The organism is Ciceribacter thiooxidans (assembly GCF_014126615.1).
Classification (GTDB): domain Bacteria; phylum Pseudomonadota; class Alphaproteobacteria; order Rhizobiales; family Rhizobiaceae; genus Allorhizobium; species Allorhizobium thiooxidans.
Window position 1 is genome coordinate 3566326 of sequence record NZ_CP059896.1, and the last position, 26808, is coordinate 3593133.

At 59.6% G+C, this 26808-nt stretch carries 26 protein-coding genes, 1 tRNA gene and 1 riboswitch; of the genes, 12 read left to right on the top strand and 15 right to left on the bottom strand.

The genetic code is table 11. The features are described 5' to 3' along the window. Nucleotides 1-6: 6 nt before the first annotated feature. The gene (gene trmD / locus H4I97_RS17630; protein WP_182305883.1) at nucleotides 7-711 is read left to right on the top strand and encodes a tRNA (guanosine(37)-N1)-methyltransferase TrmD; all 705 of its coding nucleotides are present in this window, start codon (nucleotides 7-9) and stop codon (nucleotides 709-711) included. On the opposite strand, the gene H4I97_RS17635 is transcribed toward trmD, so the two are convergent. Further along, nucleotides 693-1439: a sulfite exporter TauE/SafE family protein gene (locus H4I97_RS17635; RefSeq protein WP_182305884.1), complete on the bottom strand. Its 747-nt coding sequence runs from the start codon at nucleotides 1437-1439 to the stop codon at nucleotides 693-695. The genes trmD and H4I97_RS17635 overlap by 19 nt on opposite strands. 261 nt (nucleotides 1440-1700) lie before the next feature. Between H4I97_RS17635 and rplS the strand changes: the two genes are divergently transcribed. From rplS to H4I97_RS17660, 5 genes are all read left to right on the top strand, one after another. Continuing rightward, a complete protein-coding gene (gene rplS, locus H4I97_RS17640; RefSeq protein WP_182305885.1) occupies nucleotides 1701-2219 on the top strand; it encodes a 50S ribosomal protein L19 in 519 nt (172 codons plus the stop codon). A 241-nt stretch (nucleotides 2220-2460) separates the two neighbouring features. Next, nucleotides 2461-3258 (top strand): transporter substrate-binding domain-containing protein, encoded by a 798-nt coding sequence (locus H4I97_RS17645; RefSeq protein WP_182305886.1) that lies wholly within the window; start codon nucleotides 2461-2463, stop codon nucleotides 3256-3258. A gap of 37 nt (nucleotides 3259-3295) precedes the next feature. Then, entirely contained in the window at nucleotides 3296-4120 is an 825-nt protein-coding gene (locus tag H4I97_RS17650) for an amino acid ABC transporter permease (RefSeq protein WP_182305887.1), read from the top strand. Between the two features lie 262 nt (nucleotides 4121-4382). Beyond that, nucleotides 4383-5792 (top strand): 3-isopropylmalate dehydratase large subunit, encoded by a 1410-nt coding sequence (gene leuC, locus H4I97_RS17655; RefSeq protein WP_182305888.1) that lies wholly within the window; start codon nucleotides 4383-4385, stop codon nucleotides 5790-5792. Nucleotides 5793-5908: 116 nt separating this feature from the next. After that, on the top strand, nucleotides 5909-6457 hold the full coding sequence (locus H4I97_RS17660; protein WP_182305889.1) for a SixA phosphatase family protein: 549 nt from the start codon (nucleotides 5909-5911) through the stop codon (nucleotides 6455-6457). Nucleotides 6458-6474: 17 nt separating this feature from the next. On the opposite strand, the gene H4I97_RS17665 is transcribed toward H4I97_RS17660, so the two are convergent. Continuing rightward, nucleotides 6475-7026: a L,D-transpeptidase family protein gene (locus H4I97_RS17665; RefSeq protein WP_244658675.1), complete on the bottom strand. Its 552-nt coding sequence runs from the start codon at nucleotides 7024-7026 to the stop codon at nucleotides 6475-6477. A gap of 126 nt (nucleotides 7027-7152) precedes the next feature. On the opposite strand from H4I97_RS17665, the gene H4I97_RS17670 reads away from it, so the two are divergent. Together H4I97_RS17670 and H4I97_RS17675 are read left to right on the top strand one after the other, a co-directional pair. Next, the gene (locus H4I97_RS17670) at nucleotides 7153-7836 is read left to right on the top strand and encodes a response regulator transcription factor (protein ID WP_182305890.1); all 684 of its coding nucleotides are present in this window, start codon (nucleotides 7153-7155) and stop codon (nucleotides 7834-7836) included. A 15-nt stretch (nucleotides 7837-7851) separates the two neighbouring features. Continuing rightward, entirely contained in the window at nucleotides 7852-8307 is a 456-nt protein-coding gene (locus tag H4I97_RS17675; RefSeq protein ID WP_182305891.1) for a cyclic nucleotide-binding domain-containing protein, read from the top strand. 8 nt (nucleotides 8308-8315) lie between these two features. Here H4I97_RS17675 and H4I97_RS17680 read toward each other — a convergent pair whose 3' ends face one another. The 6 genes from H4I97_RS17680 to tesB all read right to left on the bottom strand — a co-directional run bounded on the left by H4I97_RS17680 (nucleotide 8316) and on the right by tesB (nucleotide 15802). Next, nucleotides 8316-9119: an exodeoxyribonuclease III gene (locus tag H4I97_RS17680; protein WP_182305892.1), complete on the bottom strand. Its 804-nt coding sequence runs from the start codon at nucleotides 9117-9119 to the stop codon at nucleotides 8316-8318. Between the two features lie 140 nt (nucleotides 9120-9259). Further along, nucleotides 9260-9919, bottom strand: coding sequence for an outer membrane lipoprotein carrier protein LolA (locus H4I97_RS17685; RefSeq protein ID WP_182305893.1), 660 nt, complete (start codon nucleotides 9917-9919; stop codon nucleotides 9260-9262). 104 nt (nucleotides 9920-10023) lie between these two features. Continuing rightward, nucleotides 10024-12708: an FtsK/SpoIIIE family DNA translocase gene (locus H4I97_RS17690; protein WP_182305894.1), complete on the bottom strand. Its 2685-nt coding sequence runs from the start codon at nucleotides 12706-12708 to the stop codon at nucleotides 10024-10026. 254 nt (nucleotides 12709-12962) lie between these two features. Then, nucleotides 12963-14324, bottom strand: a complete 1362-nt coding sequence (locus H4I97_RS17695; protein WP_182305895.1) for an ammonium transporter — start codon at nucleotides 14322-14324, stop codon at nucleotides 12963-12965. Between the two features lie 27 nt (nucleotides 14325-14351). Beyond that, the gene (locus H4I97_RS17700; RefSeq protein ID WP_162699073.1) at nucleotides 14352-14702 is read right to left on the bottom strand and encodes a P-II family nitrogen regulator; all 351 of its coding nucleotides are present in this window, start codon (nucleotides 14700-14702) and stop codon (nucleotides 14352-14354) included. A gap of 197 nt (nucleotides 14703-14899) precedes the next feature. After that, nucleotides 14900-15802, bottom strand: a complete 903-nt coding sequence (gene tesB / locus H4I97_RS17705; protein WP_244658676.1) for an acyl-CoA thioesterase II — start codon at nucleotides 15800-15802, stop codon at nucleotides 14900-14902. 85 nt (nucleotides 15803-15887) lie between these two features. Here tesB and H4I97_RS17710 point away from each other — a divergent pair, with 85 nt between their 5' ends. Continuing rightward, on the top strand, nucleotides 15888-17105 hold the full coding sequence (locus H4I97_RS17710) for a ubiquinone biosynthesis hydroxylase (protein ID WP_182305896.1): 1218 nt from the start codon (nucleotides 15888-15890) through the stop codon (nucleotides 17103-17105). A 12-nt stretch (nucleotides 17106-17117) separates the two neighbouring features. Here H4I97_RS17710 and H4I97_RS17715 read toward each other — a convergent pair whose 3' ends face one another. The 4 genes from H4I97_RS17715 to H4I97_RS17730 all read right to left on the bottom strand — a co-directional run bounded on the left by H4I97_RS17715 (nucleotide 17118) and on the right by H4I97_RS17730 (nucleotide 19608). Continuing rightward, a complete protein-coding gene (locus H4I97_RS17715) occupies nucleotides 17118-17306 on the bottom strand; it encodes a Trm112 family protein (RefSeq protein ID WP_182305897.1) in 189 nt (62 codons plus the stop codon). Between the two features lie 10 nt (nucleotides 17307-17316). Further along, nucleotides 17317-17994 carry an LON peptidase substrate-binding domain-containing protein gene (locus H4I97_RS17720; protein WP_182305898.1) on the bottom strand — a complete coding sequence of 226 codons (678 nt, stop codon included), beginning with the start codon at nucleotides 17992-17994 and terminating at the stop codon, nucleotides 17317-17319. 91 nt (nucleotides 17995-18085) lie between these two features. Next, the gene (gene trxA / locus H4I97_RS17725) at nucleotides 18086-19042 is read right to left on the bottom strand and encodes a thioredoxin (protein WP_182305899.1); all 957 of its coding nucleotides are present in this window, start codon (nucleotides 19040-19042) and stop codon (nucleotides 18086-18088) included. Nucleotides 19043-19101: 59 nt separating this feature from the next. Beyond that, nucleotides 19102-19608, bottom strand: a complete 507-nt coding sequence (locus tag H4I97_RS17730) for a prolyl-tRNA synthetase associated domain-containing protein (RefSeq protein WP_182305900.1) — start codon at nucleotides 19606-19608, stop codon at nucleotides 19102-19104. Nucleotides 19609-19868: 260 nt separating this feature from the next. On the opposite strand from H4I97_RS17730, the gene H4I97_RS17735 reads away from it, so the two are divergent. After that, nucleotides 19869-19943: transfer RNA gene (locus tag H4I97_RS17735), tRNA-Gly, on the top strand. A 154-nt stretch (nucleotides 19944-20097) separates the two neighbouring features. Here H4I97_RS17735 and H4I97_RS17740 read toward each other — a convergent pair. Continuing rightward, nucleotides 20098-21108, bottom strand: coding sequence for an aldose epimerase family protein (locus H4I97_RS17740; RefSeq protein ID WP_182305901.1), 1011 nt, complete (start codon nucleotides 21106-21108; stop codon nucleotides 20098-20100). 111 nt (nucleotides 21109-21219) lie between these two features. Then, a complete protein-coding gene (metA, locus tag H4I97_RS17745; protein ID WP_182305902.1) occupies nucleotides 21220-22140 on the bottom strand; it encodes a homoserine O-acetyltransferase MetA in 921 nt (306 codons plus the stop codon). A 94-nt stretch (nucleotides 22141-22234) separates the two neighbouring features. Continuing rightward, nucleotides 22235-22312: riboswitch (SAM riboswitch) on the bottom strand. Nucleotides 22313-22462: 150 nt separating this feature from the next. Here metA and H4I97_RS17750 point away from each other — a divergent pair. Both H4I97_RS17750 and H4I97_RS17755 read left to right on the top strand, forming a co-directional pair. Continuing rightward, nucleotides 22463-23113: a thiamine diphosphokinase gene (locus H4I97_RS17750; RefSeq protein WP_182305903.1), complete on the top strand. Its 651-nt coding sequence runs from the start codon at nucleotides 22463-22465 to the stop codon at nucleotides 23111-23113. Nucleotides 23114-23117: 4 nt separating this feature from the next. Continuing rightward, entirely contained in the window at nucleotides 23118-24950 is a 1833-nt protein-coding gene (locus H4I97_RS17755) for an ABC-F family ATP-binding cassette domain-containing protein (protein WP_182305904.1), read from the top strand. Nucleotides 24951-24953: 3 nt separating this feature from the next. On the opposite strand, the gene H4I97_RS17760 is transcribed toward H4I97_RS17755, so the two are convergent. Further along, nucleotides 24954-26726 carry an ABC transporter ATP-binding protein/permease gene (locus H4I97_RS17760; RefSeq protein ID WP_182305905.1) on the bottom strand — a complete coding sequence of 591 codons (1773 nt, stop codon included), beginning with the start codon at nucleotides 26724-26726 and terminating at the stop codon, nucleotides 24954-24956. Between the last annotated feature and the right edge of the window lie 82 nt (nucleotides 26727-26808).

A 26808-nucleotide genomic window follows, 5' to 3' on the forward strand; every position in this document is an offset into this window, starting at 1 on the left:
TCGGACATGAGCTTTCGAGCAACAATCCTCACGCTCTACCCGGAGATGTTTCCCGGTCATCTCGCTTACTCGCTTGCGGGCCGGGCGCTGGAGCGCGGCCAGTGGGTGGTGGAGACCGTTCAGATACGAAATTTCGCCACAGATCGGCACCGGACGGTCGACGACACGCCTGCCGGCGGCGGCGCCGGCATGGTGCTCAAGCCCGATGTGCTGGCGCGAGCGATTGACGACGTGGCGAAGGATGACCGCCCGAGGCTGCTTATGAGCCCGAGAGGTCGCCCGTTGACGCAGCGACGGGTGAGGGAGCTCGCTTCCGGTGACGGCGTTGTGATCGTCTGTGGCCGTTTTGAAGGCGTCGATCAGCGCGTCATCGACGCTCGCGGTTTAGAAGAGGTCTCGATCGGCGATTATATCCTCTCAGGCGGCGAGCCGGCGGCGCTTGTCGTTCTCGATGCTGTTGTCCGCATTTTGCCGGGGGTGATGGGCAACGAGCTATCCGGGGTCCACGAGAGCTTCGAGGGTGGGCTTCTGGAGCATCCACAGTATACCCGTCCGCAGGTGTTCGAAGGCCGAGAAATCCCCGCGGTGCTGACGTCGGGCAATCACGGTGCAATCGAGACGTGGCGACACGAGCAGGCGCTTGCCCTTACGAAGGAGAGGCGAGCGGACCTTCTGGCTACCGATACCGCATCTCAGCCAGTGACGAAGTAGTAGCCGGCGAGCGCCAGCCCCAAAACCACGACAATCCAGCGCAACAACGCCTGAGGAGCACGTCTGGCGACACCGACGCCGGCATATCCGCCCAGCGCTACGGCAGGCACCATGATGGCGGCGTGGAGCCACGAGATTGCGCCGGCAGACGTAAAGACGATGATCGCCACGGCGGCGATGACGATCGACAGAAAGTTCTTCAGCGCGTTGAGACGATGATAGTCGCCGCCGCTGGCAAGTCCCAGCGAGGCGAGCATCATGATGCCCATACCGGCGCCGAAGAAACCTCCGTAGAAGGACGTTACGGTTTGCAGTGCAAGACCGAGGGGGCTCGCGGGATGGCTCTCACCCGCATTCTTGGGGCGGAGCTTGGGGCCCGCCGCGAAGATCGCGGTCGCCGCGATCAGCAGCCAAGGCACCATCGCTCGAAAAGCAGGATTCGAGAGCGAAACCAGGAAGAGAGCGCCACCGAGGGAACCTGCTGCCGAGACGAGCGCCAGCACGATCGCAGCTTTTCCGATCGCCTTCAGTTCGCGCAGATATGCGAGCGTCGAGGTAATGTAACCCGGGAACTGGGTGATTGACGAAGTGGCGTTGGCGGCAATTGGCGGAAGGCCGGCGAGCGTCATGGCTCCGAATGTCAGAAACGTACCGCCGCCGGCGATGGCATTGATCACGCCCGACAGGAAACCGGCGACAAACAGAAGTACGATGACGGCCAAGGTCATGATCTCACCCCTCCAGATGCAGGGAATGCATATTCGTTCTCGCCGCCGCCGACAAGCTCATCCAGAAAGGACAAATGAGGCCGCAGGGGGTGACAAGCAGGTTTGTTTCGTGTATTGGCACGCGCGGAAATGGGCTTTTGCCCGTCTGCCACAACAAAGAACCGCGTAACCGCTCCGACCCATCCGGGTCAACATTCCGAGGCATGACCAAGGGATCACAGTCGAGCGCTCTGGCTGTTTCAGAAGAAATCGAGGTTAGACATGAACATCATTCAGCAGCTGGAAGCCGAACAGGCCGCCAAGATCGAAGCCAAGCGCAAGCTCCCGGAATTCTCCCCGGGCGACACGCTGCGCGTCAACGTCACCGTCAAGGAAGGCAACCGTACCCGCGTACAGGCCTACGAAGGCGTGTGCATCGCACGTTCGGGCGCCGGCATCAACGAGAGCTTCACGGTTCGCAAGATTTCCTACGGCGAAGGCGTCGAGCGCGTATTCCCGGTCTACTCGCCGCTCGTCGAAAGCGTCGAAGTCGTTCGTCGCGGTAAGGTCCGTCGCGCCAAGCTCTACTACCTGCGCGATCGTCGCGGCAAGTCGGCTCGTATCGTCGAGAACACCGGCACCCGTGCTCGCAAGCTCAACGAAAACGAACGTGCTGCGGTCGCCGAGGAAAAGGCGCGCATCGAAGCTGAGAAGATCGCAGCTGCCCAGGCTCTCGCTGCCGAAAAGGCAGCCGCTGAAGCCGCTGAAAAGGCTGCAGCCGCCGAAGGCGCAGCAGAGTAACTTCTTGAAGGAACGGCTTCGGTCGTTCTGATCGATCCATGGCCGGAGCATCGGGATAGATGCTCCGGCTTTTTTGTTCATGAGGCTTCGGTCTACTTTTGCCCGGTGCGAGGCCGTTCTGCGGCACCTGTCGGGCCAAAGAACTCACATTGCGGCATATCCCGGAACCAGGGAGTCCTTGCTCTTGCAACGGTAGAAGAAATTGTGACACTCTGGCGCTGCCACAATTCAGGAGACCAGAATGTTTGTCCGCCGCGCCGTTCTTGCCGGTCTGTCCTCCCTCTTGCTTGCCCCCTTCGCATCGTTTGCAGCCGATCTGCCGGATCTCGGTGGCAGGACGGTCGTGGTGGTGACGGAAAATGCCTATCCGCCGCTGCAGTTTGTCGACCCGAAGACCGGTGAGGCTGTGGGTTGGGAATACGACGCGATGAACGAGATCGCAAAGCGCTTGAACTTCAAGGTCGAGTATCAGAATACGTCTTGGGATGCGATGATCCAGGCGGTCTCGGACGGACAGTATCAGGTCGGCATGACCGGTATCACGATCAAAGACGATCGCAAGGAAAAGGTCGACTTTTCGGATCCTTACATGCGGTCGCAGCAGTTGATGCTCGTGCGCGGAGACGAGACGCGTTTCAACGATGCCAAGAGTTTTGCGGCACTTGAAGGCGGCCTCGTCGGAGCCCAACCCGGCACCAGTCCTTTCTATACCGCAGTCTATGAGATCCTCGACGGGAATGAACAGAACTCTCGGATCAAGCTGTTCGAGACATTCGGCGCAACCGTTCAGGCGTTGAAGGTCGGCGACGTCGACCTCGTGTTGACCGACAGTACGGCGGGCGAAGGTTATGTCGCCGCCTCCAACGGCAGTTTGAAGATTGTCGGTGAGCCGCTTGGCACAGAAGATTTCGGCTTCATTTTCCCGAAGGGGTCCGATCTCGTTGGGCCGGTCAACACGGCCATCGCTGCGCTAAAGGCGGACCGCACGTTCGAGACGCTGAACAAGAAGTGGTTCCTCGACTACAAGATGGGCGAATGACCACGTTCCTCCGTAATCCGGGCGGGGCGCTTGTCTGATGGGCTTCCAGACTTTGACGGGTGCGAGTGACCGAGGCGATCGGCCATGGTGGCTGTTCGCTTTTGTCCTGATTGCAGTCGCCATTGCCGCGATTGTCGTCTTCAACGATCTGTATACGCAAGTCTTCCAGACAGTCGCGGCCGGATTGGGGGTAACGATCTTCGTCACGCTTGCTGGTTTCGGGCTGGCGATGGTCCTGGGGCTGCTTATTGCGCTGCTCGGTATGGCGCAGAACAATGTCATGCGTCAGGTCGCACGCTTCTATGTCGAAGTCATCCGTGGCGTGCCGATTCTGGTGTTGTTGTTCTACATCGCCTTTGTGGGTGCTCCCGGGTTCGTCGCGCTCTACAACGTGATTACCGCGCCACTGGTTGCGGCTGGCCTTGGTGAGCCGCTGGTTGTGCGCGATATTTCGTTGATGTGGCGGGCCATTATCGCGCTGATGATCGGCTATTCAGCATTTATCGCGGAGATATTTCGCGCCGGATTCCAGTCGATCGACAAGGGCCAGGTCGAAGCGGCGATGGCGCTTGGTCTCAATCGCTATCAGCGGTTCCGTCTCGTGGTCTTTCCGCAGGCGATCCGCGTGGTCTTTCCGCCACTGTCGAATGACTTTGTCGCCATGGTCAAGGACTCGTCGCTGGTCTCCGTTCTCGGAGTCGCCGACATTACGCAGATGGCCAAGGTCTATGCTTCCGGCTCCTTTCGCTTCTTCGAGACGTATTCGATCGTCGCCTATATCTATCTGCTGCTAACGGTAGGACTATCGCTTATCCTCCGCCGTCTCGAACGCCGGATGCGAGGGAAGTACGCGGCGGCCTGACTGGTCGATCGATCCATACGGGAGCGCAATTTGATTGCCGGTTTTCGCGAAAACTGGTATGAGCGCGCCGATGGAATCTAAGTTCGGATGTCTCGCGCCTCATATTTTCGTGCTGCAGGACCGCAAGCGGTTGCCGGCACGGTTTTTTGCGCGCGTCTCCGGGGCGCTAAACAGCCGCCTATCCTGATCGGCCGACCTTTTGAGCCGCAGGCGATTTCCGCCCGCCAAGATCCCGCTCCATTCACTCACGGAAGTTGACATCATGAGCGCACCCCGCACCCTTTACGACAAGATCTGGGACGACCATCTGGTCGACCAGCAGGACGATGGCACCTGTCTGATCTACATCGATCGCCATTTGGTCCACGAGGTCACGAGCCCGCAGGCGTTCGAAGGCCTTCGTATGGCCGGCCGCGCTGTTCATGCGCCGCAGAAGACGCTGGCGGTCGTCGATCACAACGTGCCGACCACCCCCGATCGCGCCGAGGGCATTAAGAACGAAGAGAGCCGGATCCAGGTCGAGGCACTCGCCAAGAACGCCGCCGATTTCGACGTCGAGTACTATTCCGAAAAGGACAAGCGTCAGGGCATCGTTCATATCGTCGGCCCCGAGCAGGGCTTCACGCTTCCGGGCATGACCATTGTTTGCGGTGACAGTCACACGTCGACGCACGGGGCCTTTGGCTCACTCGCGCACGGCATCGGCACGTCGGAGGTCGAACATGTGCTGGCGACCCAGACGCTGATCCAGAAGAAGGCGAAGAACATGCTGGTGCGCGTCGACGGCAAGTTGCCGGAAGGCGTCACCGCCAAGGACATCATCCTCGCCATCATCGGCGAGATCGGCACCGCAGGCGGTACCGGCCACGTCATCGAGTTCGCCGGCGAGGCGATCCGGTCGCTGTCGATGGAAGGCCGCATGACGGTTTGCAACATGACGATCGAAGGCGGCGCTCGCGCCGGCCTGATCGCCCCGGACGAAAAGACCTTCGAATACATCAAGGACAAGCCGCGCGCGCCGAAGGGCGAGGCCTGGGATCAGGCCGTCGCCTACTGGAAGACGCTGCATACGGATGAAGGCGCGCACTTCGACAAGGTTGTCGTGCTCGACGCCGCCAACCTGCCGCCGATCGTCTCCTGGGGCTCCTCGCCGGAAGACGTCGTGTCGATTGAGGGCGTCGTTCCGAACCCGGACGAGATCGCCGATGAGAACAAGCGCGCCTCCAAGTGGCGGGCGCTCGATTACATGGGCCTGAAGCCGGGCACGAAGATGACCGACATCGCCATCGACCGCGTCTTCATCGGTTCGTGCACCAATGGCCGCATCGAGGATCTGCGCGCCGCCGCCAAGGTACTGGAAGGCAAGAAGGTGGCGTCCACGGTCTCGGCCATGGTCGTGCCGGGCTCCGGTCTCGTCAAGGAACAGGCGGAAGCCGAGGGCCTGGACAAGATCTTCAAGGATGCCGGCTTCGAATGGCGCGAACCGGGCTGTTCGATGTGCCTCGCGATGAACGACGATCGTCTGAAGCCCGGCGAACGTTGCGCCTCGACGTCCAACCGCAATTTCGAGGGTCGTCAGGGCTATAAGGGTCGGACACACCTCGTCTCGCCCGCCATGGCTGCCGCCGCCGCCATTGCCGGTCACTTCGTCGACGTCCGCGACTGGAAATAACGAGGCCGTCACACGTGTTTCTGAATGCCGCTCCAAACGGGGCGGCATTTTGCGTTCGATAGCCTCCCGACCTGTGGCATGCTGCGTGCACGGAAAGCGACGAGGGCATAGCGGCGATGAATGATGATGGCGGCCCGGCGGCAATCAAGATGCAACGGCGGGTCTTCCTGTTGCGACATGCGAAATCAGATTGGCCGGGCGGGACCGAGGACTACGAACGTCCGCTTGCAAAGCGCGGCCGAAAGGCGGCCTTGCTCATCGCAGATTACTTGGTGAAGAAGAGCCTGAAGCCGGACCTCGTGCTCGTCTCCGGAGCGCGACGAACGCAGGAGACCTGGGCTATTGTCGAGAGCCGGCTGACAAGGACTGCCGAGATACGCATTCTCAGGACACTGTACGACGCACCTGCGGAGCGCATTCTTGCGCTTCTGAGGGATCTCGATCCCAGATATCGTGAGGTGTTGGTGCTCTCCCACAATCCCGGCCTCCAGGAGGCCGCACTTCGGCTCGCCGGCAAGGGGGAAGGGGATGCGTTGACGCGCCAGCGAGAGAAGTTTCCCACGGCAGCGCTCGCCTGCATCCTTTTCGACGTGGCAGGTTGGAGCCAAATTGGCGAGGGGAACGGATACCTCGAGCGGTTCGTCGTACCGCGATCGCTCGCATGAACCGCTGACGGCAGGCCCTAAAGAATGCGAATACGTGTGCCACGACGGAAATGACGGATGAGGCGCAGCATGTCTTCGCGCCTAACCGCGACGCAGCCCTCGGTCGGCGTATAGCCGGGGCGTGCCAGATGAAAGAAGATCGCCGACCCGCCCCCTCGCCGGCGTGACGAAATATTCCAGTCCATGACCAGGCATATGTCGTACAGTGTGTCGTCGCGCATCAGCCGTTCGTGGCTTGCAGCAAAAGGTGCCGAAACCGGCCGGTTGTAGGCGGCATGTTGCGGCGCGTCGCACCACAGCATGCCGGCCTTTGTCCGGACCATGGGCAAGGCGGTGACGAGATTCCTGATTCGGTCGCCCCGGAAATAGCCGCCCAACAGCCGCATCGTCGCGCGGGGGGACCCTCCATCACCCTCCTTCTTGCAGAGAACCGTGCCGGCTCGACCCCAGGCGGCGGGCAGACGAAGGATACCGAATTGCAGGATGGCCCGCGAGCGATCACGTGGTGCGGCGCGAAGCACGACCGGTTGGTCGCCGCTGGCAGAGTGTTTGCGAAGGGACGACTTCACGAGATTTTGCCTTGCCTGTGACTCGTTGTATTCATAGCAGCGGAAACGATAATAAAGCGCTTGGTGCTGCCGAACCCGGATTTTAGATCCGGCACGGAAAGCGGGCGTAACACAAGAGGCGAAATCATGACGGCGCGGACGATTCTTCTTGTAGACGATGACGAAGACCTGCGGCAAACGCTCATCGAACAATTGTCGCTTTACGAGGAATTCTCTCTTCTTCAGGAAGAGACCGCGGCAAGGGGTATCCAGACGGCTCGCAACGCACAGGTCGATCTTCTCATCATGGATGTCGGTCTCCCCGACATGGACGGGCGAGAGGCAGTGAAATTGCTGCGCAAGAACGGATTCAAGGCGCCTGTTATCATGCTCACCGGGCATGACACGGATTCGGATACCATCCTCGGGCTGGAAGCGGGCGCGAACGATTACGTAACGAAGCCATTCCGTTTTGCCGTGCTGCTTGCGCGTATCCGAGCCCAGCTTCGCCAGCACGAGCACAGCGAAGACGCCACCTTTACGGTCGGTCCCTATCTGTTCAAGCCGAGCCAGAAGCTGTTGACCACGGAAGATGGCAGGAAAATCCGCTTGACCGAAAAGGAAGCGGCGATCATCCGTTATCTTTACCGGGCCGACCAGAAGGTGGTCACTCGCGACGTGCTTCTGGAGGAGGTCTGGGGTTACAATTCCGGCGTAACCACCCATACTCTGGAAACCCACGTCTATCGACTGCGCCAGAAAATCGAGCAAGATCCCTCGAATGCCGAAATTCTGGTGACAGAGAACGGCGGTTACAAGATCGTCCCCTGATTCGGAAAGGCCGCAATGGCGCTGAGCGACGACATAGAGCTGCTTTCATGTGTGCCCCTGTTTCAGGGCCTCGACAAGGACCAGTTGCGCCTCATTGCCTTCGGTGCCGAGCATCGTACCGTCGCAGCGGGGCAAGCCCTGTTCCGCGAAAGGTCTCCGGCCGAATGCGCTTACGTCTTATCGAGAGGGCGGCTGGAGTTATCGATCTTTGGGCGAGGGGGAAAACCGAAGGTCGAAGCAGTCGCCGATCGGGGAATGATGCTCTCCGAACTGGCGCTCGTGACCATGGTCGAGCGAAAGTATACGGCGATCGCATTGGAGGACTGTGAAGTGATCCGTATTACCCGGGCCATGTTCCACCGCCTGCTGGAGGAGTATCCCGCCATGGCCGCAGTCGTGCAGGAGCGCATCCGGCTGTCGCTGCGGTCGCTGGTCGAAGGAAGCGCCGCATTGGCGCCACGCTTCGAATAGACAGGTCTTCAGGCCGAAAAACGTGCCGTCACAGGAACGTGATCCGACGGCCTTTCCCACCCGCGAGCCTCCTTCAGGACTTCAATGCTGTCGAGGTGCGCTCCGAGATCCGGGGACGACCAGATATGGTCCAACCGCCGGCCGCGGTCGGCTGCTGCCCAGTCTTTCGCCCGATAGCTCCACCAGGTGTAGAGCTTTTGGGACGGATCCACGGATTGCCGCATCAGGTCGAGCCACCCTCCGCGGCTGACGACTTCCAGAAGACCGTCGGTCTCGGCCGGCGTATGGCTGACGATCTTCAGCATCTGCTTGTGAGACCAGACGTCATTCTCGAATGGCGCAATGTTGAGATCTCCGACAAGGATCGATGAGATGCCTGGCTCCGCATCTGCTCGCAGGGACTTCATCTCGTCCACGAATTTGAGCTTGTGTGCAAACTTGGGATTGACTGTCGGGTCCGGCTCGTCGCCACCCGCGGGAACGTAGAAATTATGGAGGCGAATACGCTTACCCGACCACTCGAATATCGCGGATATATGGCGTGCGTCACCCATTCCGCAGTAGTCTTGGCGGTGATTCTCGCTGAGTGGCAGTCGTGAAACGATCGCCACCCCGTGGTAACCTTTTTGCCCGTGAAGAATGATGTTGTCGTATCCGAGCTCCCGAAGAGCATCCGCCGGGAACTCGTCATTTTGGCATTTGATTTCCTGAAGGCACAGGATATCGGGTCTGAACTGCTCAAGGAATTGCACGACAATCGGCAACCGCAGCCGCACGGAGTTGATGTTCCATGTGGTGATCGAAAGAGCCACTGCGATTTTCTCCTTCTCGCGGACGGTAAGCGGTCAGCAAACGTGCATGCAGAATTAGGAGGTTCTATTCGCCGTGGATAGTCGAGAGCCGGACGCTCTGACGGCGATGCGGCCCTTCTCCACAAGACAATCCGGAGATGCTAGCGTTTCTGGCTGTGAACGTCGCTGTAGGGGATTTCGAAGACGCTCGGGTCGAACACCGTTCCCGTCTTCACGTTGAAGATCATGACGGTGGTGTCCTTCGCCTGAGCGTCGGTTATGGTCCACTGGCGCAGGTCGAAAGTCTTGGGATCGAACATGAGGGTGATCGTCGAATCGCCGAAGATCGTCCTGTCGCCGAGAACGATCGTGGTCAGATCCGATTCCTCCTTGACGTCCCTGACCATCTGATGCCCGAGATCGATCCTGTTGGAGAGGAGCAGGCTGAGAGGAGTCTTCGAAAGGGGATATAGGTCCCAGGTCTTCAGCTTGGTGTTGCCTATGACGACGTTCTTGCCATCCGCAATCACCCGCATCGGCGAAGGCTTCTCATAGTTGAAACGCAGCTTTCCCGGACGTTCAATGAAGAACTTGCCACCCGTCTGTTCGCCACGTGGGCCAAACTGAACGAATTCGCCCATCATTGTTCTGACGGATGAAAAATGGTCGGCGATTTTCTGTGCGGCGTCTGAGGCGCCGGTGGCAGCAAATGCGGATAGGGGTAGGGCGGCCGTGAGCAATGCAGCCGCACCGGCAAGGACGGTTCGGCGCGTTGGGTTTTCCGTGAGAATGGTCCTGGGCCCTGTTTTCACGTGAATCATTAGGTACTCCTCGATTTAACTCTGCATCGCCGAAAAACGCGGCGCGATGATGGCCATTGTCAGCCATGGGCGGCGGTTGGCCGCTTGCTTCGGCGAGGTTGCCGCTAGCGCTCGATGATATCCGCCTCGGTCGGTACGAGAATTTCTCGTTTTCCGGCGTGGTTGGCAGGCCCGATCAAGCCCTCCTGTTCCATGCGCTCGATCAGTGATGCCGCCCGATTGTACCCGATCCCGAGTCGCCTCTGGATATAGGAGGTCGAAGCCTTGCCGTCACGGAGTACGATCGCCACGGCCTGGTCGTAGGGATCATCGGAGTCGGCCAGGTTGGCGGTACCGGCAGGTCCGGCATCATCGTCATCCTCGTCGTCAGCCGTGATCGCATCGAGGTATTGCGGTGCGCCCTGGGTCTTCAGGTAGGCCACGATCTCTTCGACTTCGTTGTCGGACACGAACGGGCCGTGCACGCGTTGAATCCGGCCGCCTCCGGCCATGTAGAGCATGTCGCCCATGCCGAGCAGCTGCTCGGCCCCCTGTTCGCCGAGAATGGTGCGACTGTCGATCTTCGAGGTGACCTGGAAGGAAATGCGGGTCGGGAAGTTCGCCTTGATCGTACCGGTAATGACGTCGACGGACGGCCGCTGGGTCGCCATGATGACGTGAATGCCGGCGGCTCGTGCCATCTGGGCGAGCCGCTGCACTGCTCCTTCGATATCCTTGCCGGCGACCATCATCAGGTCGGCCATTTCGTCGATGATGACGACGATGTAGGGGATTGGCTGGAGGTCGAACTCTTCCGTCTCATAGATCGCCTCGCCGGTCTGCCGGTCGAAGCCAGTCTGGACGGTACGCGTCAGGATTTCGCCTTTGGCGAGCGCCTGTTCGACGCGGCTGTTGAAGCCATCGATGTTGCGCACACCGATTTTCGACATCTTCTTGTATCGCTCTTCCATTTCGCGGACGGTCCACTTGAGCGCCACGACCGCCTTCTTGGGGTCGGTGACCACCGGCGACAGCAGATGCGGAATTCCGTCGTAAACGGAAAGCTCGAGCATTTTGGGGTCGATCATGATCAGGCGGCACTTTTCCGGCGGGAGCCGGTAGAGCAACGACAGGATCATCGTGTTGATCGCCACCGATTTGCCGGAGCCGGTCGTACCGGCCACCAGAAGATGCGGCATCTTGGCAAGATCGGCGATTACCGGTTCGCCGCCGATGGTCTTGCCGAGGGTCATTGCCAGCTTCGCCTTGCTGGCCTCAAAATCGTGACTTGCGATGAGTTCGCGCAGATAGACGGTTTCGCGGGTCTGGTTCGGAAGTTCGATGCCGATTGCGTTGCGTCCGGGAACAACGGCGACGCGGGCCGCAATAGCGCTCATCGAGCGGGCAATGTCATCGGCGAGGCCGATTACGCGTGACGACTTGATCCCCGGGGCAGGTTCAAGTTCGTAAAGAGTGACCACGGGACCTGGCCGAACGTGGATGATTTCGCCTCGGATGCCGAAGTCCTCCAGAACGCCTTCCAGCATGCGGGCGTTCTGCTCCAGCGCATCCGCCGAGAGCGTTGCATCGCGGCCAATGGTTTTCGGTTCCGCGAGAAGATGCACGGAAGGAAGCTGGAAGCCTTCAGGACGGATGAAAGAGGTCTGTGCCTCCTTCTCGACCCGCGCGCCGGGCTTTGGCCGCGCGGGAGGTGCAGCAACGCGAGGGGAAACGCGACCGCCTGTGGGCGGCCTCGTGTTGCTCGACGGAGCCTCGCTCCAGTCATCGTCATTGTCCGGAAGAATGCCCGCAGGACGGACGTCGTCCAGATCGAATGGCGGATCGTCGTCGTTGAAGTCCTCGTCCGTGTGATCACCCATCATCGGAGGTGGTGCGAGGATGGTCCGTTGCCGCCCGGGTCCGGCTTGCGGCACCGTCTCCATCGGTGGTTCCCGCCGAGTTGCGGCCCCGCTCTTGGCCCGAGCCGGTTCGTTCAGCGGGCCGAATTCATCTTCGTTGAAGTCGTAGGGTTGGTCGAACCGGTTCCGGTTGTGTTCGCGCGGCTTTAGCCCCAGAAGGCGTCGGATCCGGGCGCTGGCCGTGTACCAGCTGTGGGCAATCGCTCCGAGTGCCAGCCAGCCGCCATCGTCCTCGTCTGCCTCATCTTCGAATGCAGGTTCGATCCGCGTCGCTTTCAGCTGTTTGACCGGTGCGGTGTTTGGTTCGTCTTCGTCCGCCTTGCCGACCAGACCGGCGGCAAAGAGCAGTGACCAAACCGCAGGGCCGGCCAGGACGGCGCCGACGATCATGGAGGCCGTCCCCGTAGGATAGCTGCCTATAAACAGCCCCGGGAAGCGAAGGATCGCGTCGCCCAGAACACCGCCAATTCCATTTGGAATTGGCCAGGTCAGGGGTGGCGGAAAGCATCCGATGACGGCTGAGGAGAGAAGCGACCCGACTGCCCAGGCGCCAAGGCGCGCAGGAAAGCGATGGATCGGACGGCTGGTAATAAGCGCCAGCGACCAGGCGAGGACCGGAAGCAACGCAATGACGCTCGCAAGGCCGAGAAATTGCAGCATGAGGTCCGCGAAAGCAGCGCCACTGCGGCCGAGCACGTTCGTCGGTTCGTTGGCTGTCGCGTAGGAGAAACTCGGATCCGAGACGTTCCATGTTGCCAGTGCCGCGACCGCGAGCATCAGGAGTACAAAAAGCGCGGAGCCGGCCAATGTGAGAAGTTGGCGAAGGAGGAATGCCGTCAAGGCGGGACGGTCGCCGTGCTCTCCCATCATAACCGAGTTACCTCTGTTCATGTCGTGCCTGCCCGTTTCGAGATTCATTCGCGCGTATGACGGCGTTCTGTGGCTTTTCGGCGCTCTCGCCCTTCGCCGCATAGTAACGGAGGGACGGTTAATGGCTCATTAACCATCCAGCGGCATCCGCGACCGTTGGCGGTATGTTCGCAAAGAGAAAAAGCCCAGGCGGGAAGGCCTGGGCTCGGGAAGTGTCGTATGACGACCGCGTTGTAAGCAGAGCTCGCGCCGGACAAGCCGACGCGAGTCCGGTCTCAGCTGTGGTAGGCAGCTTCGCCGTGGGAGGAAAGGTCGAGACCTTCGCGCTCGGCTTCCGGAGTCACGCGCAGGCCGATGATCAGGTCAGTTACCTTGTAAAGGATAACCGAGCCGATACCCGTCCATGCGATGGTGGTCAGCACTGCCACGATCTGAACGTAAACCTGATGGCCCATCGTCACACCTTCACCATAGCCAATGCCGCCGAGGCTTGCAGAGGCGAGGACGCCGGTGCCAACGGCACCGAACATGCCACCAACGCCGTGAACACCGAAGACGTCAGCCGTATCGTCATAGCCGAACTTGTTCTTCACCACGGAGACGAAGAAGAAGCAGAGCGGAGATACCAGCGCACCGAGAACGATGGCGCCCATCGGACCAGCAATACCGGCAGCAGGTGTGACGGCAACCAGACCGGCAACCATGCCGGAGATTGCGCCGAGCATGGAGGCCTTGCCGCGAACGATCTTTTCGACCAGCGACCAGGAAAGGGTTGCTGCAGCCGTTGCCACGAATGTGTTGACGGTTGCGAGCATTGCACCACCGGTTGCTTCCAGGTTGGAGCCGGCATTGAAGCCGAACCAGCCGAACCACAGCATGGCAGCGCCAACCATGGATAGTGTCAGAGAATGCGGAGCCATCATGTCCTTGCCGAAGCCGATACGCTTGCCAACCATGATTGCACCGATGAGACCGGCAACACCGGCGTTGATGTGCACGACCGTGCCGCCAGCAAAGTCAAGTGCACCAAGGCCGAAAAGGAAGCCGTTGGCATCCCAGACCATGTGGGCAACCGGGAAATAGACGAAGGTTACCCAAAGCGCGCAGAAAAGAACCGATGCGCCAAATTTGATGCGCTCGGCATATGCGCCGATGATGAGTGCAGGCGTAATGGCCGCAAAGGTCATCTGGAACAGCATGAAAATGTATTCCGGAATGACGGCATCAGAGAAAGTGGCTGCGGTGCTGTCCGGCGTAATGCCAGCCAGGAACATCTTGGCAGTACCACCGAAGAACGGGTTGGTCGACCCGCCAAAGGCGAAGGAATAGCCGTAGACGACCCAGATGATCATCACGGTGCAGGCGATCACGGTTGTCTGCATGAGTACGGACAGCATGTTCTTTGTCCGAACAAGGCCACCATAAAACAGTGCCAGACCCGGGATGATCATGAAAAGCACGAGCAGCGTGCTCAAAAACATGAATGCCGTGTCGCCCTTGTTTGGAACCGGCGCTGCGGCAGCTGCTTCGGCAACAGCGGGCGCGGCCTCCTGAGCGAAGGCCACGACTGGAGCGAGAAGCGCAGCAGCGCCAAGGCCGATCCGGGCGCAGGCGGAAGAAAACTTATTAAATGACATCAGAAAGACTCCCCTAGCGGCCGTTCTTCACAAGGCTTCGGAATTGGTTTCGCCGGTGCGAATACGCACGGCCTGGTCGATCGAGTAGACGAAGATCTTGCCGTCGCCGATCTGGCCCGTCTTGGCAGCGGAGGCGATCGCCTCGACCGCCTTGTCCGCGAGCTCCGACGCCACGGCGATTTCGATCTTGAGCTTCGGCAGAAAGCTGACGGCATACTCGGTGCCGCGATAGATTTCGGTGTGGCCCTTCTGGCGGCCGTAACCCTTGACCTCGGTTACGGTGAGGCCTTGTATGCCGACGGCTGTGAGGGCTTCGCGCACCTCATCCAGTTTGAACGGCTTGATTATGGCCATTACAATTTTCATCTGGCGTCCCATCCTTTGTTTGTCCTCGGCTCGGAGCCGACTCTCCTTGCCGCTGGCGACATGAATTAATCAGCGACTGGAAGAAGACATTCAAAGGGCGTGCCAGATTCTGGACGTCACATAAGCTATTGAAATATAAAATCTATAGCGCACCATCTCGGTGAGATGGTGCGGCGTGGGCGTGGATTCGACTAAAATTTGGGCATATTCTATTTTTTGCCCACTATTTCATCGTTTGCACGATTGCGGATCAGACCCTCTTGCGCCACCGAAGCGATGAGTTGACCAGACCGCGAATAAAGGCTCCCGCGGGTCATGCCTCGAGCGCCCGATGCACTGGGGCTGTCCTGGGTGTAAAGCATCCAGTCTCGGAGGTCGCAGGGGCGGTGAAACCACATCGCGTGGTCGAGGCTTGCGACCTGAAGATTGGAGTCGAAAATCGACGTGCCGTGCGCATAGAGTGAGGTATCTAGCAGCGTCATGTCGGAGAGATAGGCAAGGATGGCTGCCTGATAGCGGTGATCGTTGGGAACCTCCCCGACGGCCCGGACCCATATGTGAGCGGTCGGTTCCAGCTTTTCCTTCGACACGTAGTGGACCAGCGAAACTGGTCTGATCTCGATTGGACGGTTGCGTCCCCAGTACCGCCGTACATTCTCCGGCGCATCGGCAAGAAAGATCTCCTTGAACTCCTTTTCACCGATCAGCTGCTCCGGTGGCGGAACTTGTGGCATCGCCACCTGGTGGTCGAACCCGAGTTCTGCCACCTGGAACGAGGCCGACATCGAAAAGATCGCCTTGCCGTGCTGAACTGCGACAACACGGCGGGTTGTGAAACTCGCACCGTCGCGAATGCGCTCGACCTGGTAAATGATCGGCACGGACGGATCCCCCGGACGCATGAAATAAGCATGAAGCGAGTGAACGAGGCGGTCGTCTTCGACGCAACGCTGCGCCGCCATCAACGCCTGCGCGATCACCTGACCTCCGAAGACGCGTTGCCAGCCGTTCTGCGGACTGCTTCCGCGAAAGAGGTTCTCCTCCAGCTTCTCGATGTCGAGGGTTTTGATAAGACCGTCCATCGCGCTGGGTTCTTCGTTCTGCTGCAGCATGCTATGAAGACCTCGCATGTGGGAAGAAGTTCAAGGCTGATCTATATAGGAGCCTTATCACACACAAGTGCTAATGGAGTGCGCGATGTTGGATATGTTGGTCGTCGGCGGCGGATATGTCGGGCTTTCGGTGGCGCTGGCGGTCAAACAGGCCGCGCCCCATCTGTCCGTGGAGGTGGTCGAGGCCGCCCCCGAAGATGCCTGGAGGAAGGATCCTCGTGCTTCGGCGATCATCGCGGCGGCCATACACATGCTGGAAGTTTTCGGAATATGGGACCAAATTTCGCCTGAAGCCCAGCCGATCACCAAGATGATCGTCACCGATTCGAAGACTTCCGACCCGGTCCGGCCGGTCTTCCTCACTTTTGACGGCGTCGTCGAGGATGGGCGACCATTCGCATATATGATCCCGAATGTCGCCATGGTGGGCGCGCTAAGGGACGCCTGCGCGAAAGCCGGCGTCACCATCCGACATGGATTGCGCGCGACTGGACTTGAAAACGGCCCTGCCGCCGCGTCTCTGACGCTTTCAGACGGAACGGTGCTTTCCGCAAGGCTCGTCGTTGCTTGCGACGGCGTGCGTTCCAAGCTGCGGGAGATGGCCGGGATCAAGACGGTTACATGGGACTACGGCCAGTCGGGCATCGTTACGACCGTCGAGCATGAGCGGCCACATGAAGGCTGCGCGGAAGAGCATTTCCTTCCCGCCGGACCCTTTGCCATCTTGCCGCTCAAGGGCAACCGCTCGTCCCTCGTATGGACCGAGCGTACTGACGAAGCCAATCGGCTTGTTTCGGCTGACGATCTGATTTTCGAGGAAGAACTGGAGCGCCGTTTTGGTTACAAGCTCGGTCCGATACGCGCCGTTGGTGACCGGCGAGCGTTCCCGCTTGGGCTGACGCTAGCGCGTTCCTTCGTCGCGCAGCGACTTGCGCTTGCAGGTGACGCGGCCCACGGCATTCATCCGATCTCGGGCCAAGGGTTGAATCTCGGCTTCAAGGACGTGGCAGCACTTGCACAGACGGTGGTCGAGGCGGACCGAATCGGCCTGGACATCGGTGATCTCAACGTCCTGGAGCGATACCAGGAGTGGCGCCGCTTCGACACCTTCCGCATGGGCGTGACGACCGACGTGCTGAACCGCCTGTTCTCAAACGATCTGTCGCCGATCCGTGCCGCGCGCGATTTCGGTCTTGGTATCGTGGACCGGCTACCGGGGCTGAAATCCTACTTCATCCATGAGGCGGCAGGAACCGGAGGAAGCGCTGAGCGACCGCGACTTCTTACGGGCCAACCTCTGTAATCGGCAGCACCGTCAATCTTCGAGCCTTCGTGCTTCTGATACGAGCATGATCGCGACCCCGTCCCGTATGGGGTAGGCAAGCTTTGCCTTTTCCGACACCAGTTCGTTCTTCTGCCGGTCATAGGTAAGGCGACCTTGGGTCAGAGGGCAGACGAGAAGCTCCAAAAGCCTCGGATCGACCGTGCTCGTTCGACTGTCCACGTCGGTCGTCCTACTGGAGAATTGTATCCGGATCGCCAAACTCGCGTGCGAGAGCGATCTCGGTGATGGCAATCAGCGTTTCGGCACGGCTGCGCATATCAGGAGCCTCGAGGAGTGCCTGCTTTTCTGCCGGACCGAAGGGAGACATCATCGACAGGGAGGTCAGCAGCGTCGTGTTGCTCGCGCGTTCGACGCTTTCCCAGTCTGCTTCCAGTTTGTTCGCTTCAAGGTAGGCGCGGAACGCCGCGAGAAGTGCGTTGCGGTCGATGGTTGCTTCCTCGTCTGCATCGGAAAGGTCGGCGAAGAAAGGTGCGATCCGAAAACCGCGGTAGGGACGATGACTTGCGACCTCCTCCATCAATCGAAAGCGGCAGACACCACCGAGCGATGCAATATAGCGTCCATCGCCCGTCTCGCCGAAAGATGTGATCCGACCGATACAGCCGACCTGGCAGAGCGCTGGTCCTGAGGCAGGTTCGCCCGCGGATGTCCCCTGGAACGCCGGCTGAACGATACCGATCAGCCGATTCCCGGCAAGTGCCGCATCGAACATTTCGAGATAGCGAGGTTCAAAGACATTGAGCGGCAATTGTCCGCCGGGCAGTAGCAGAACGCCGCTCAGGGGAAAGACCGACAGGGTTTCCGGCAGATCTTTTTCAGTCAGGTATCTCGCGTTGCCGACTTTCATCTATGCACTCCCGGTACGGACGGAGAAACCGTCCGTACTTCTCACTATGTGGTTCGCACCGAAACGAACTCAAGAGGCGCACAGTCAGCCCTCAGGAAAAGAGGATCGATGAGAGCTTCCTGCGTGCCATGGCTGTCACCGGGTCTTTCGGCCCCCATACATCGAAGAACTGCAGGAGTTGGCGACGGGCGCCATCGTCATCGAAAGCCCGGTCCTGACGCATGATCAACAGAAGGTGTTCCGCAGCTTCCTCGCGCCGGCCCTGCACGTTCAGGATCTTGGCCAGCTTCATGCGTGCTTCGTGATTGTCGGGGTCGAGCGCCAATTCATGTTCGAGGGCTTGTGGGTCGCCGAGCTTGCGAGCTTCGTTGAACTGTTCCAGTTTCTTGGCAACCGCTTGCAGTTCCGGCGCCTTGGCGAGAGGCTCTGGAAGATTGGAAACGAGTTGGGATGCGCGTTCGTGCTGGCCGGTTCCCAGCATGCATTCGGCGATCCCGGCGATCGCACGCACGTTTTCGGGATCGGCCTGCATGACGGCTCCGAAAAGCTGCGCGGCGCCTTCGAAGTTTCCGGCTGTGACGAGACCATCAGCCTCGTCGAGCGCTGCCGTCAGTTCAGCTTCGCCAGTGTCGCTTGCGGGACCGGCCAGCTTATCGATGAACTGGCGGATCTGGCTTTCGGGAACGGCGCCCATGAACCCGTCGACCGGCTGGCCATTCACGAATGCGACGACGGCCGGGATCGACTGGATGCCGAGCTGCCCGGGAATCGCGGGATGATCGTCAATGTTGAGCTTTACCAGCTTGACGCGGCCGTTGGCCTCTCCAACGACCTTTTCGATCACCGGCGCCAGCTGACGACATGGTCCGCACCAGGGCGCCCAGAAGTCGACAAGTACCGGCTGCCTCCGCGATTCTTCCAAGACGTCCTTCGCGAAGCCCGCCGTCGTCGTATCCCCGACGTGGCTTCGCGGCGGTGTGTCTCCCATATGAGCATGACCCGTCATCTGGCCACCAAAACCGCTATAGGGATTGTTGTTGTCGCTCATCAGAATACTCCGCCATTGATGGCCGCCCTGGACCTTCGGTGTGTCGCTAAGATCGTATGTCAGGCCGTTACTTTCAAGACAAGCGGCGTGTGTCCCGTTGCTTCAAGAAAGCGCAGCAAGTCGTCGCGAGCCACGGATGTCGTCGCGTCGTTCGACAGGGGATGGCCGTTGATGATGTCGTCCTTCATGAGATCGGAATCGAGCACAAACGTGACATTGTGATCTGTATCGTTGATTGCCCCAAAGACAGTCACGGCGCCCGGGATGACGCCGAGATATTCCATGAGCTTTTCCGGCCTGCCGAAGGAAACGCGACCGGAAGCGCCAAGCACCGTGTGAACCGCTTTCAGGTCCACGGTTGCGTTCTCCTCGACGGTCAGGAGAAAATACCGGTCTTTCTTGTCCCTGATGAAGAGGTTCTTGGTATGACCGCCGGGGATCTCGTCGCGAAGCGCGACCGATTCCGCAACCGTAAATACCGGTGGGTGGTACTTCGTTTTGTGAACGATCTTCAGCGCATCAAGCATTTCGAAAAGGTCGTTGGCAGTCTTTGGTGTATTCGTCATCGCGGTCTCTCGGGGCGTAGGTTCAAGGACGGCCGGTGACCCGGCATATTACCGATAGATACGGCTGGCAGCACCGGTTGGCAATCGCCACACTGGTGCTGTAGCGCGGCGTTTCCCGTTGTTTCCCAACGAGTTGAAAAATTTCTGGACGATTTCGTCATTTCCCTGTTGCATTTGAAAAATGGTTAGTCCATATAGCGCCCGTCGCCGCAAGACGGACGGCCCACGATCCACTAACTACCCCTGGATCGCGGATATGAGCGGGTGTAGCTCAGGGGTAGAGCACAACCTTGCCAAGGTTGGGGTCGGGCGTTCGAATCGCCTCACCCGCTCCAATTTCTCCCAAATCAACGAAATTGTTCACGGCCATCGTGAGATGGAATAGCTGTATGGCGACCGGTCGGTCGCGGGCTCCGGCATTTCTCTCAGGAGAATTGCCGGAGGCAGATTTGGCGTGCATTCATCTGTCGGTGCTCGGTCTTTCCGGCTTCATGCTTTCGAGAAGACGTAATCTGTTTCCTGCCGCAGGACCTCGCCGGGCCGAAGGATGGCATTCGGGAAGTTTGAGTGATTGACTGCGTCAGGCCATGTCTGTGTTTCCAGGCAGAATCCGGCGAACGGACCGTATCGACGACCCTCGAGCCCCGCGACGGGGACGTTGAGCTTTGTGCCCGCATAGAATTGAACGCCGGGTTCCGTCGTCCGCACTTCCATCGCAACGCCTGAAGTGACGCTGCGAGCGATCGCAACAGTGCGCTTTTCGACGCGCGACGGCGAAAGGCAGAAGTTGTGGTCGTAGAGAACGCGCTCTCCCTCCAGCAGGCGGTCCATCGGAGACATTGTCCGGAAATCGAACGGCGTGCCGTCGACCGGACGAATTTCTCCAGTCGGGATCAGTCGGTCATCGACTGGCAGGTAGGCGTCGGCGGCAAGCATCAGGTCGTGGCCGAGGGCATCTTCCGCACCATCAAGGTTGAAATACGAATGCTGGCATACATTGGCGAGCGTTGGGCGGTCGGTGGTCGACGTGTAGACGACGGAAAGGACGCCGTGTTCTCGAAGAGTATAGGTCGCCGTGATCGAGCAGTTTCCGGGATAGCCGGCACGGCCGTCCGGATCCACGATTGCCAGCTCGAGGCGATCGGGCGTCAGACTGACGATGTCCCAGTTGCGTCTGGCGATACCGTCGCTGCCGCCGTGAAGGTGTCCGATACCGTCCTCGTTGCGCTCAAGCTGGTATTCCTTGCCGTCGAGCGTGAAGTGGCCGTCGGCAATACGATTCGCGCATCGTCCTGGTGTGGCGCCGAAATAGGGGGAGTGAAGCGGGTAGTCATCAAAAGACTCGAAACCGAGGACAAGTGGATGGCTATGTCCTTCAAGGCGCAGGTCCTGGATCACCGCACCCCAGGTGATCACGTGCATCGTCAGCCCGCCGCCCTGGAGGGTCACCCTGTAAACCGGCTCACCCGCCGCCGTCTGTCCGAAGAGTTCGCGTTCCATGATTCCTCCGTTCGAATTGCAGCTCATTTCCGTAACAGCGCACGCCGAGCGATCTTCAGTCCGCCGCGACTTCATAAGAAACGGGCTTGGCCGCAACCTCCATCACGCCGATCAATCGAGGCCGATCGCATTCAGATCGTACGGCGTCGTCTGGTAGATCTCGTTGATCCAGTTCCCAAAGAAGAGATGCGCATGGCTGCGCCAGCGATTCAACGGCTTCTTTGCCGGATCGTCGTCGGGAAAGTAGTTATGCGGCACCTTGATCGCCACGCCAGTTGCCACGTCGCGGTTATATTCGTCGGCCAAAGACGTCGAATCGTATTCCACATGGTTGAACATGTAGAGGCGGTTCGCCCTCTTCTCGTGTACGAGGCAGATCCCCATCTCGTCCGATTCCATCAGGATCTCCAGCCCCGGCACCTTCTCGATGTCGGCTCGGCGCACTTCCGTCCAGCGCGAGACTGGAATCTGGAAGTCGTCGGAAAAGCCGTTCAGGTACACGGAGGACGGATTCAGAATGTGGTGGCGGTAGATCCCGAAGGCCTTCTCGCTCAGGAGGTACTTCGGTACGCCGTGAAAGTGATAAATGGCCGCCATCGCGCCCCAGCAGACATTCAGCGTCGAATGGACGTTGGTGGTCGTCCAGTCGAGAATCTGCCGCAACTCGTCCCAGTAGGTGACCTCCTCGAACGGCAGGGTCTCAATCGGCGCACCGGTAATGATGAAGCCGTCGAACTTGCGATCCCGGACCTCCTCCCATGTCTGGTAGAAGGCAAGCAGATGGTCTTCCGGCGTATTCTTCGCCTTGTGCCCGCCGATACGGACGAGGGAAAGCTCGACTTGAAGAGGCGAAGCGCCGACCAGCCGCGCCATCTGTACCTCGGTCTTGATCTTGTTCGGCATGAGATTCAGAAGGCCGATCTGCAGGGGGCGGATGTCCTGACGGATTGCAGCCGTTTCGGTCATCACGCGCACACCCTCGTGCACGAGGGTTTCGAAGGCAGGCAACGTATCGGGGATCTTGATCGGCATGTTCGAACTCGACTTTCCTTGCGGGGCAGTTGCAGCCACACATACAAAAACTGCCGGCGATCTTGCAGATCGCCATTGGTCCTCGGGAAGTCTTTCGGAGCTCGCCTCGGCCCTTTAGCGATTTGTTTAACGTGGCTGCAAGCCGGCCGGCCAAATCACCACGAGTGAAGTTAAATACCCTCAAGGGCCTTTTCGGTCAACGGGAATCGAGGTGGCAGCAGCCCCGACAAAGTATCGCAGCCTCTTTTCGCCTCGCGACCAGACGTCGGTGCGACGACCGATAATCTTTCCCTTTCCCGGCGAGATGCGTTATGGCGAGCGCATGACGAAAACTACCTTTAGCATCCTCCTCGGAGGACACTTGGTTCTGACCGAACGGTTGACGTCAGCCGTTTCCGGTGCGCGTTTTATCGCGGCCGACGGAGGCATGCGCCACGCGTCGATGCTCGGCGTTGTCCCGGAGCTCTGGGTTGGTGATTTCGATTCGTCGCCGGAAGCCCTCGGAGAAGCCTGGCCTGATGTCCATCGGCTGCCATATCCGTCTCAAAAGGCAGAAACTGATGGTGCCATCGCTATAGATGAGGCGATCCGGCGTGGCGCCGGCCGGCTGGTTCTCGCAGGAGCGCTCGGGGGCGAGCGGTCGGATCATGCCCTTATGCACCTCTTGCAGGGGCTGCGGCTCGCCAAGGAAGGATACGAAACACTCCTGACCTCCGGCGAGGAGGAGGCCTATCCGCTGCTTCCCGGAAGGGTGACAGTGGATCTGCCGCCCGGCTCGCTTTTCTCGGTCGTGGGACTGTCACCCCTTACTGGCCTGTCGATCGACAACGCGCGCTATCCGCTTCAGAACTTCTCGTTGCCGCTGGGGTCAACGCGCACCATCTCGAACATTGCCGAAGGGGCGATTACCTTGTCGCTCGACAGCGGGGACGCAATGCTTCTTGCCCGCCCCTTTGACCTGACTGGAGCATGAACCGTTGGCGCCGCCGATCCTCAAACTCGACAATATCTTCCTCTCTTTCGGCGGCACGCCGCTGCTTGCCGGGGCGAACCTGCAGGTAGAGCCGGGCGACCGTATCTGCCTTGTCGGTCGCAACGGCTCCGGAAAATCGACGTTGATGAAAATTGCTGCCGGCTTCGTGGAGCCACAGTCCGGTGAGATCTTCCGGCATCCGGGGGCGACGGTCCGGTATCTCGAGCAGGCGCCCGATTTCGATGGATACAAAACTGTCCAGGCCTACGCCGAAGCCGGACTCGGTCCTGGAGACGACCCCTACCGCGTCGCGTATCTTCTGGAGCACCTCGGCCTGACGGGGGAGGAGGACCCGGGACGCCTTTCGGGCGGGGAAGCCCGTAGGGCGGCACTGGCGCGCGTTCTGGCACCTGAACCGGATATTCTGCTACTGGATGAGCCGACCAATCACCTCGATTTGCCGACCATCGAGTGGCTCGAAGGTGAGCTTCAGAAGAGCCGCAGCGCGCTCGTCTTGATCTCTCACGACCGCCGCTTTCTCGAGAAGGTTTCGACTGCGACCGTCTGGCTCGACCGCGGCATCTCGCGCCGTCTCAACCGCGGCTTTGGCTACTTCGAGGAATGGCGCGACAAGGTCCTCGAGGAAGAAGAAATCGAACAGCACAAACTCGGCAAAGCGATCGAGCGAGAAGAGCACTGGCTCCGCTACGGTGTTACGGCGCGACGTAAGCGCAACATGCGTCGACTCGGCCAGCTGCAGGCCATGCGTGCAGATTATCGTGGACACAGAGGACCGCAAGGGACCGTGCAGGCAAACCTCGCGGACGCGCGCGAATCCGGAAAGCTGGTCATAGAGGCAGAACGGATCAGCAAGACATATGGCGGGCGCACCATCGTGGCCCCGTTTTCGCTCCGCGTTCACCGCGGCGACTGCATTGGTCTTGTCGGACCGAACGGTGCCGGCAAGACGACGCTCCTCAAGATGCTGACGGGACAGCTGAAACCTGACAGCGGCGCGGTGAAGCTCGGAACCAACCTGGAAATTGCGGTGCTCGACCAGAAGCGCGAGGATCTCAATCCCGATGACACGCTGGCGCACTATCTGACTGATGGTAGGGGCGAAAATCTCCTCGTCAACGGTGAGCAGCGACACGTTACCGGTTACATGAAGGATTTTCTGTTTCAGCCGGAGCAGGCCCGTACTCCGATCCGCAATCTCTCGGGCGGCGAGCGGGCAAGATTGATGTTGGCGCGCATCATGGCAAAGCCATCAAACCTGCTGATCCTCGATGAGCCGACGAACGACCTCGACATCGAGACCCTTGATCTGTTGCAGGAGATTGTCGCTGGCTATCCCGGTACGGTCATTCTCGTCAGCCATGATCGCGATTTCCTGGACCGTACCGTCACCTCGACGATTGCGCCGGCCGATCCAGAGCAGCCAGACGGTCGCTGGATCGAGTATGCCGGCGGCTATTCCGATATGCTGGCACAAAGAAAAGGCGTCGAGGACGAACATCGCCGTGCGGCAAGGACAGACAAGGGGAAAGTACAGGAAGGCGCGGAGAAGGCACTCGACGGGCCTGCTTCCAAGACGAAGGCCAAGCTCTCCTACAAGCAGAAGTTCGCGCTGGAGACCCTGCCGAAGGAGATCGCAAAGGCCGAAGGGGAGATTGCCGTTCGCGAAGCGAAAATGGCGGATCCCGGCCTGTTCTCGCGTGATGCGGCAACGTTCAACCGACTTGCTATCGAGGTCGAAAAACTGCGAAGCGACCTCGCGCGAATGGAGGAAGAATGGCTTGAACTGGAGATGCTGCGCGAAGAACTCGAGAGCTGACGATTAGAGAGCGGGAGGTGTCTGTGGGATCGCTTCCAGATGCAGCAATCTCGGAGACGTGGTGTCATAGAAAGCGCCGGATCTGCCGATATAGATGAGTGTAGCCTCCTGTAATTCGCTCATTATCGACGACAGCCGCTCGACGGTTTCGGGCTCCAGGCCTTCGAGGACATCGTTGAAGACGATCCATTTCGGGCGGCGCAGCAGCAGATTGGCGAATGTAAGCAGCATCTGCTCGTCCTTCTCGAGCCGGCGGTCCCATCGGGCGTGCTCATCGAGGGACTTCGTAAGTTCGTGAAGGCCAACGCGTGTCAGCGCCGCAGCGATCTCCTCATCGGAGAACTCTGCGGCCGCCGCTGGGAACAGCAAAGCATCCTGAAGTGGTCCTTCGGGCAGGTAGTCCAGTTGCGGAACGAAGAGAATTTCCTGTTCCGGAAGTTCGATCGATCCGCTTCCCCACGGCCAAAGCCCGGCGAGAGCATCGAAGAGCAGCTTCCGGTTGACGCCGTGGTCGCCGTTGATCATGACCTTTTCGCCAGGATTGATGACGGGATCCGGTTCACGCAGGCGAAAGGCGTGCTCGCAGCTGTTGCCGTTCGGCTTTGCGCAAATCGTTATGCCCCGAAAAGCGAGCTGTCCCGCTGTTCCGTGTTTCAGCAGAATCTCGCTTCCCTCGGGATGGAAATCATCCATTTCAATGAGCGCCGCCCTGAAACTCATTACACGTAGGAGGGTCGCCTTCCAGTCTGCGATGGAGTCGAAATTGTTGACGTACCAGCGCAGCGCCGAGTGGACCTGGTTGAACGCGGCTGCCGACATCATCAATTCGCCGAAGCTCATAGATCCCGCAAAATAGGCCGGAGATGCGATCAATGTCGGGACGACGAGCGCGAGCCAGCCGAAGCCGGCGGTAACCCAAGTAAGATTGGTGAGCGCCATCGCGAGTTGGCGAATCATTGCTATAACGCCGTCAATCCTGAAATGGATGCGCTGGCGCTGGCCCTCTTCGCCGCGCGCAAGTGTAATGGCTTCGAGATTCTCGTTCGTGCGCATCAGCGAGAAGCGCAGATCGGCTTCGCGGGCGTATCGTTCGGCATTGATGCGCGTGAGCCGAAAGCCGACGAGATTGCTGGCCAGTGAGGCAATGCTGGCATAGAAGACCGCCCCCCAAACCATGTATCCGGGAATCGAGAAACTCGTATCGCCGACATGAAAGACAAAGCCGCTCGACAGCTGCCAAAGCACGCCGATGAAGCTGACGAGCAAGATCGTTGCCTGGACGAGGCCGATCGTCAGCGAAGTGGTCATTTCGGAGAGCTTGCGGGCATCTTCATGTAGTCGCTGGTCAGGGTTGACGCCAAGGGGGCTCGAAAGCGAAAGCCGATACGCTCGCCGGTCGGTCAGCCACCGGTCGACAATATCGCGCGACAGGCCTTCTCGCATGTAGAGCGCTGCCATCTGATTGAGCCAGGTCTGCACGACATTGAGCAACAGAAGGAACCCGGCGATGAATGCAAAGTTTTTCAGCTGGACGATGAATTCCGGCAGGTCGCGGCGTTCCAGCGAATTGTAGAAAGGTGCATTCCAGCGGTTGAGAAGGATCTGGCCGTAGGCCGTGAGGAGAATGATCGTCAGCAAGGCCGCCGCAACGAGAAGTATGCGATTGCGCACCGGCGACTCCCAGAAGGACTCTGCCGCAATCGTGATTTGCCTCTTGAAGCCGATCTCGTAGGCCGTCTCGGCTCCGGATCGTCCTAGTGGCTCTGCATTGGTCATGGGTCAGGTTCTTCCGCGCAACAGATGGCCGGATATTACGGGCCAAGCACTTGCCGATCGGTTGATAAGCTGACTGCTGTGG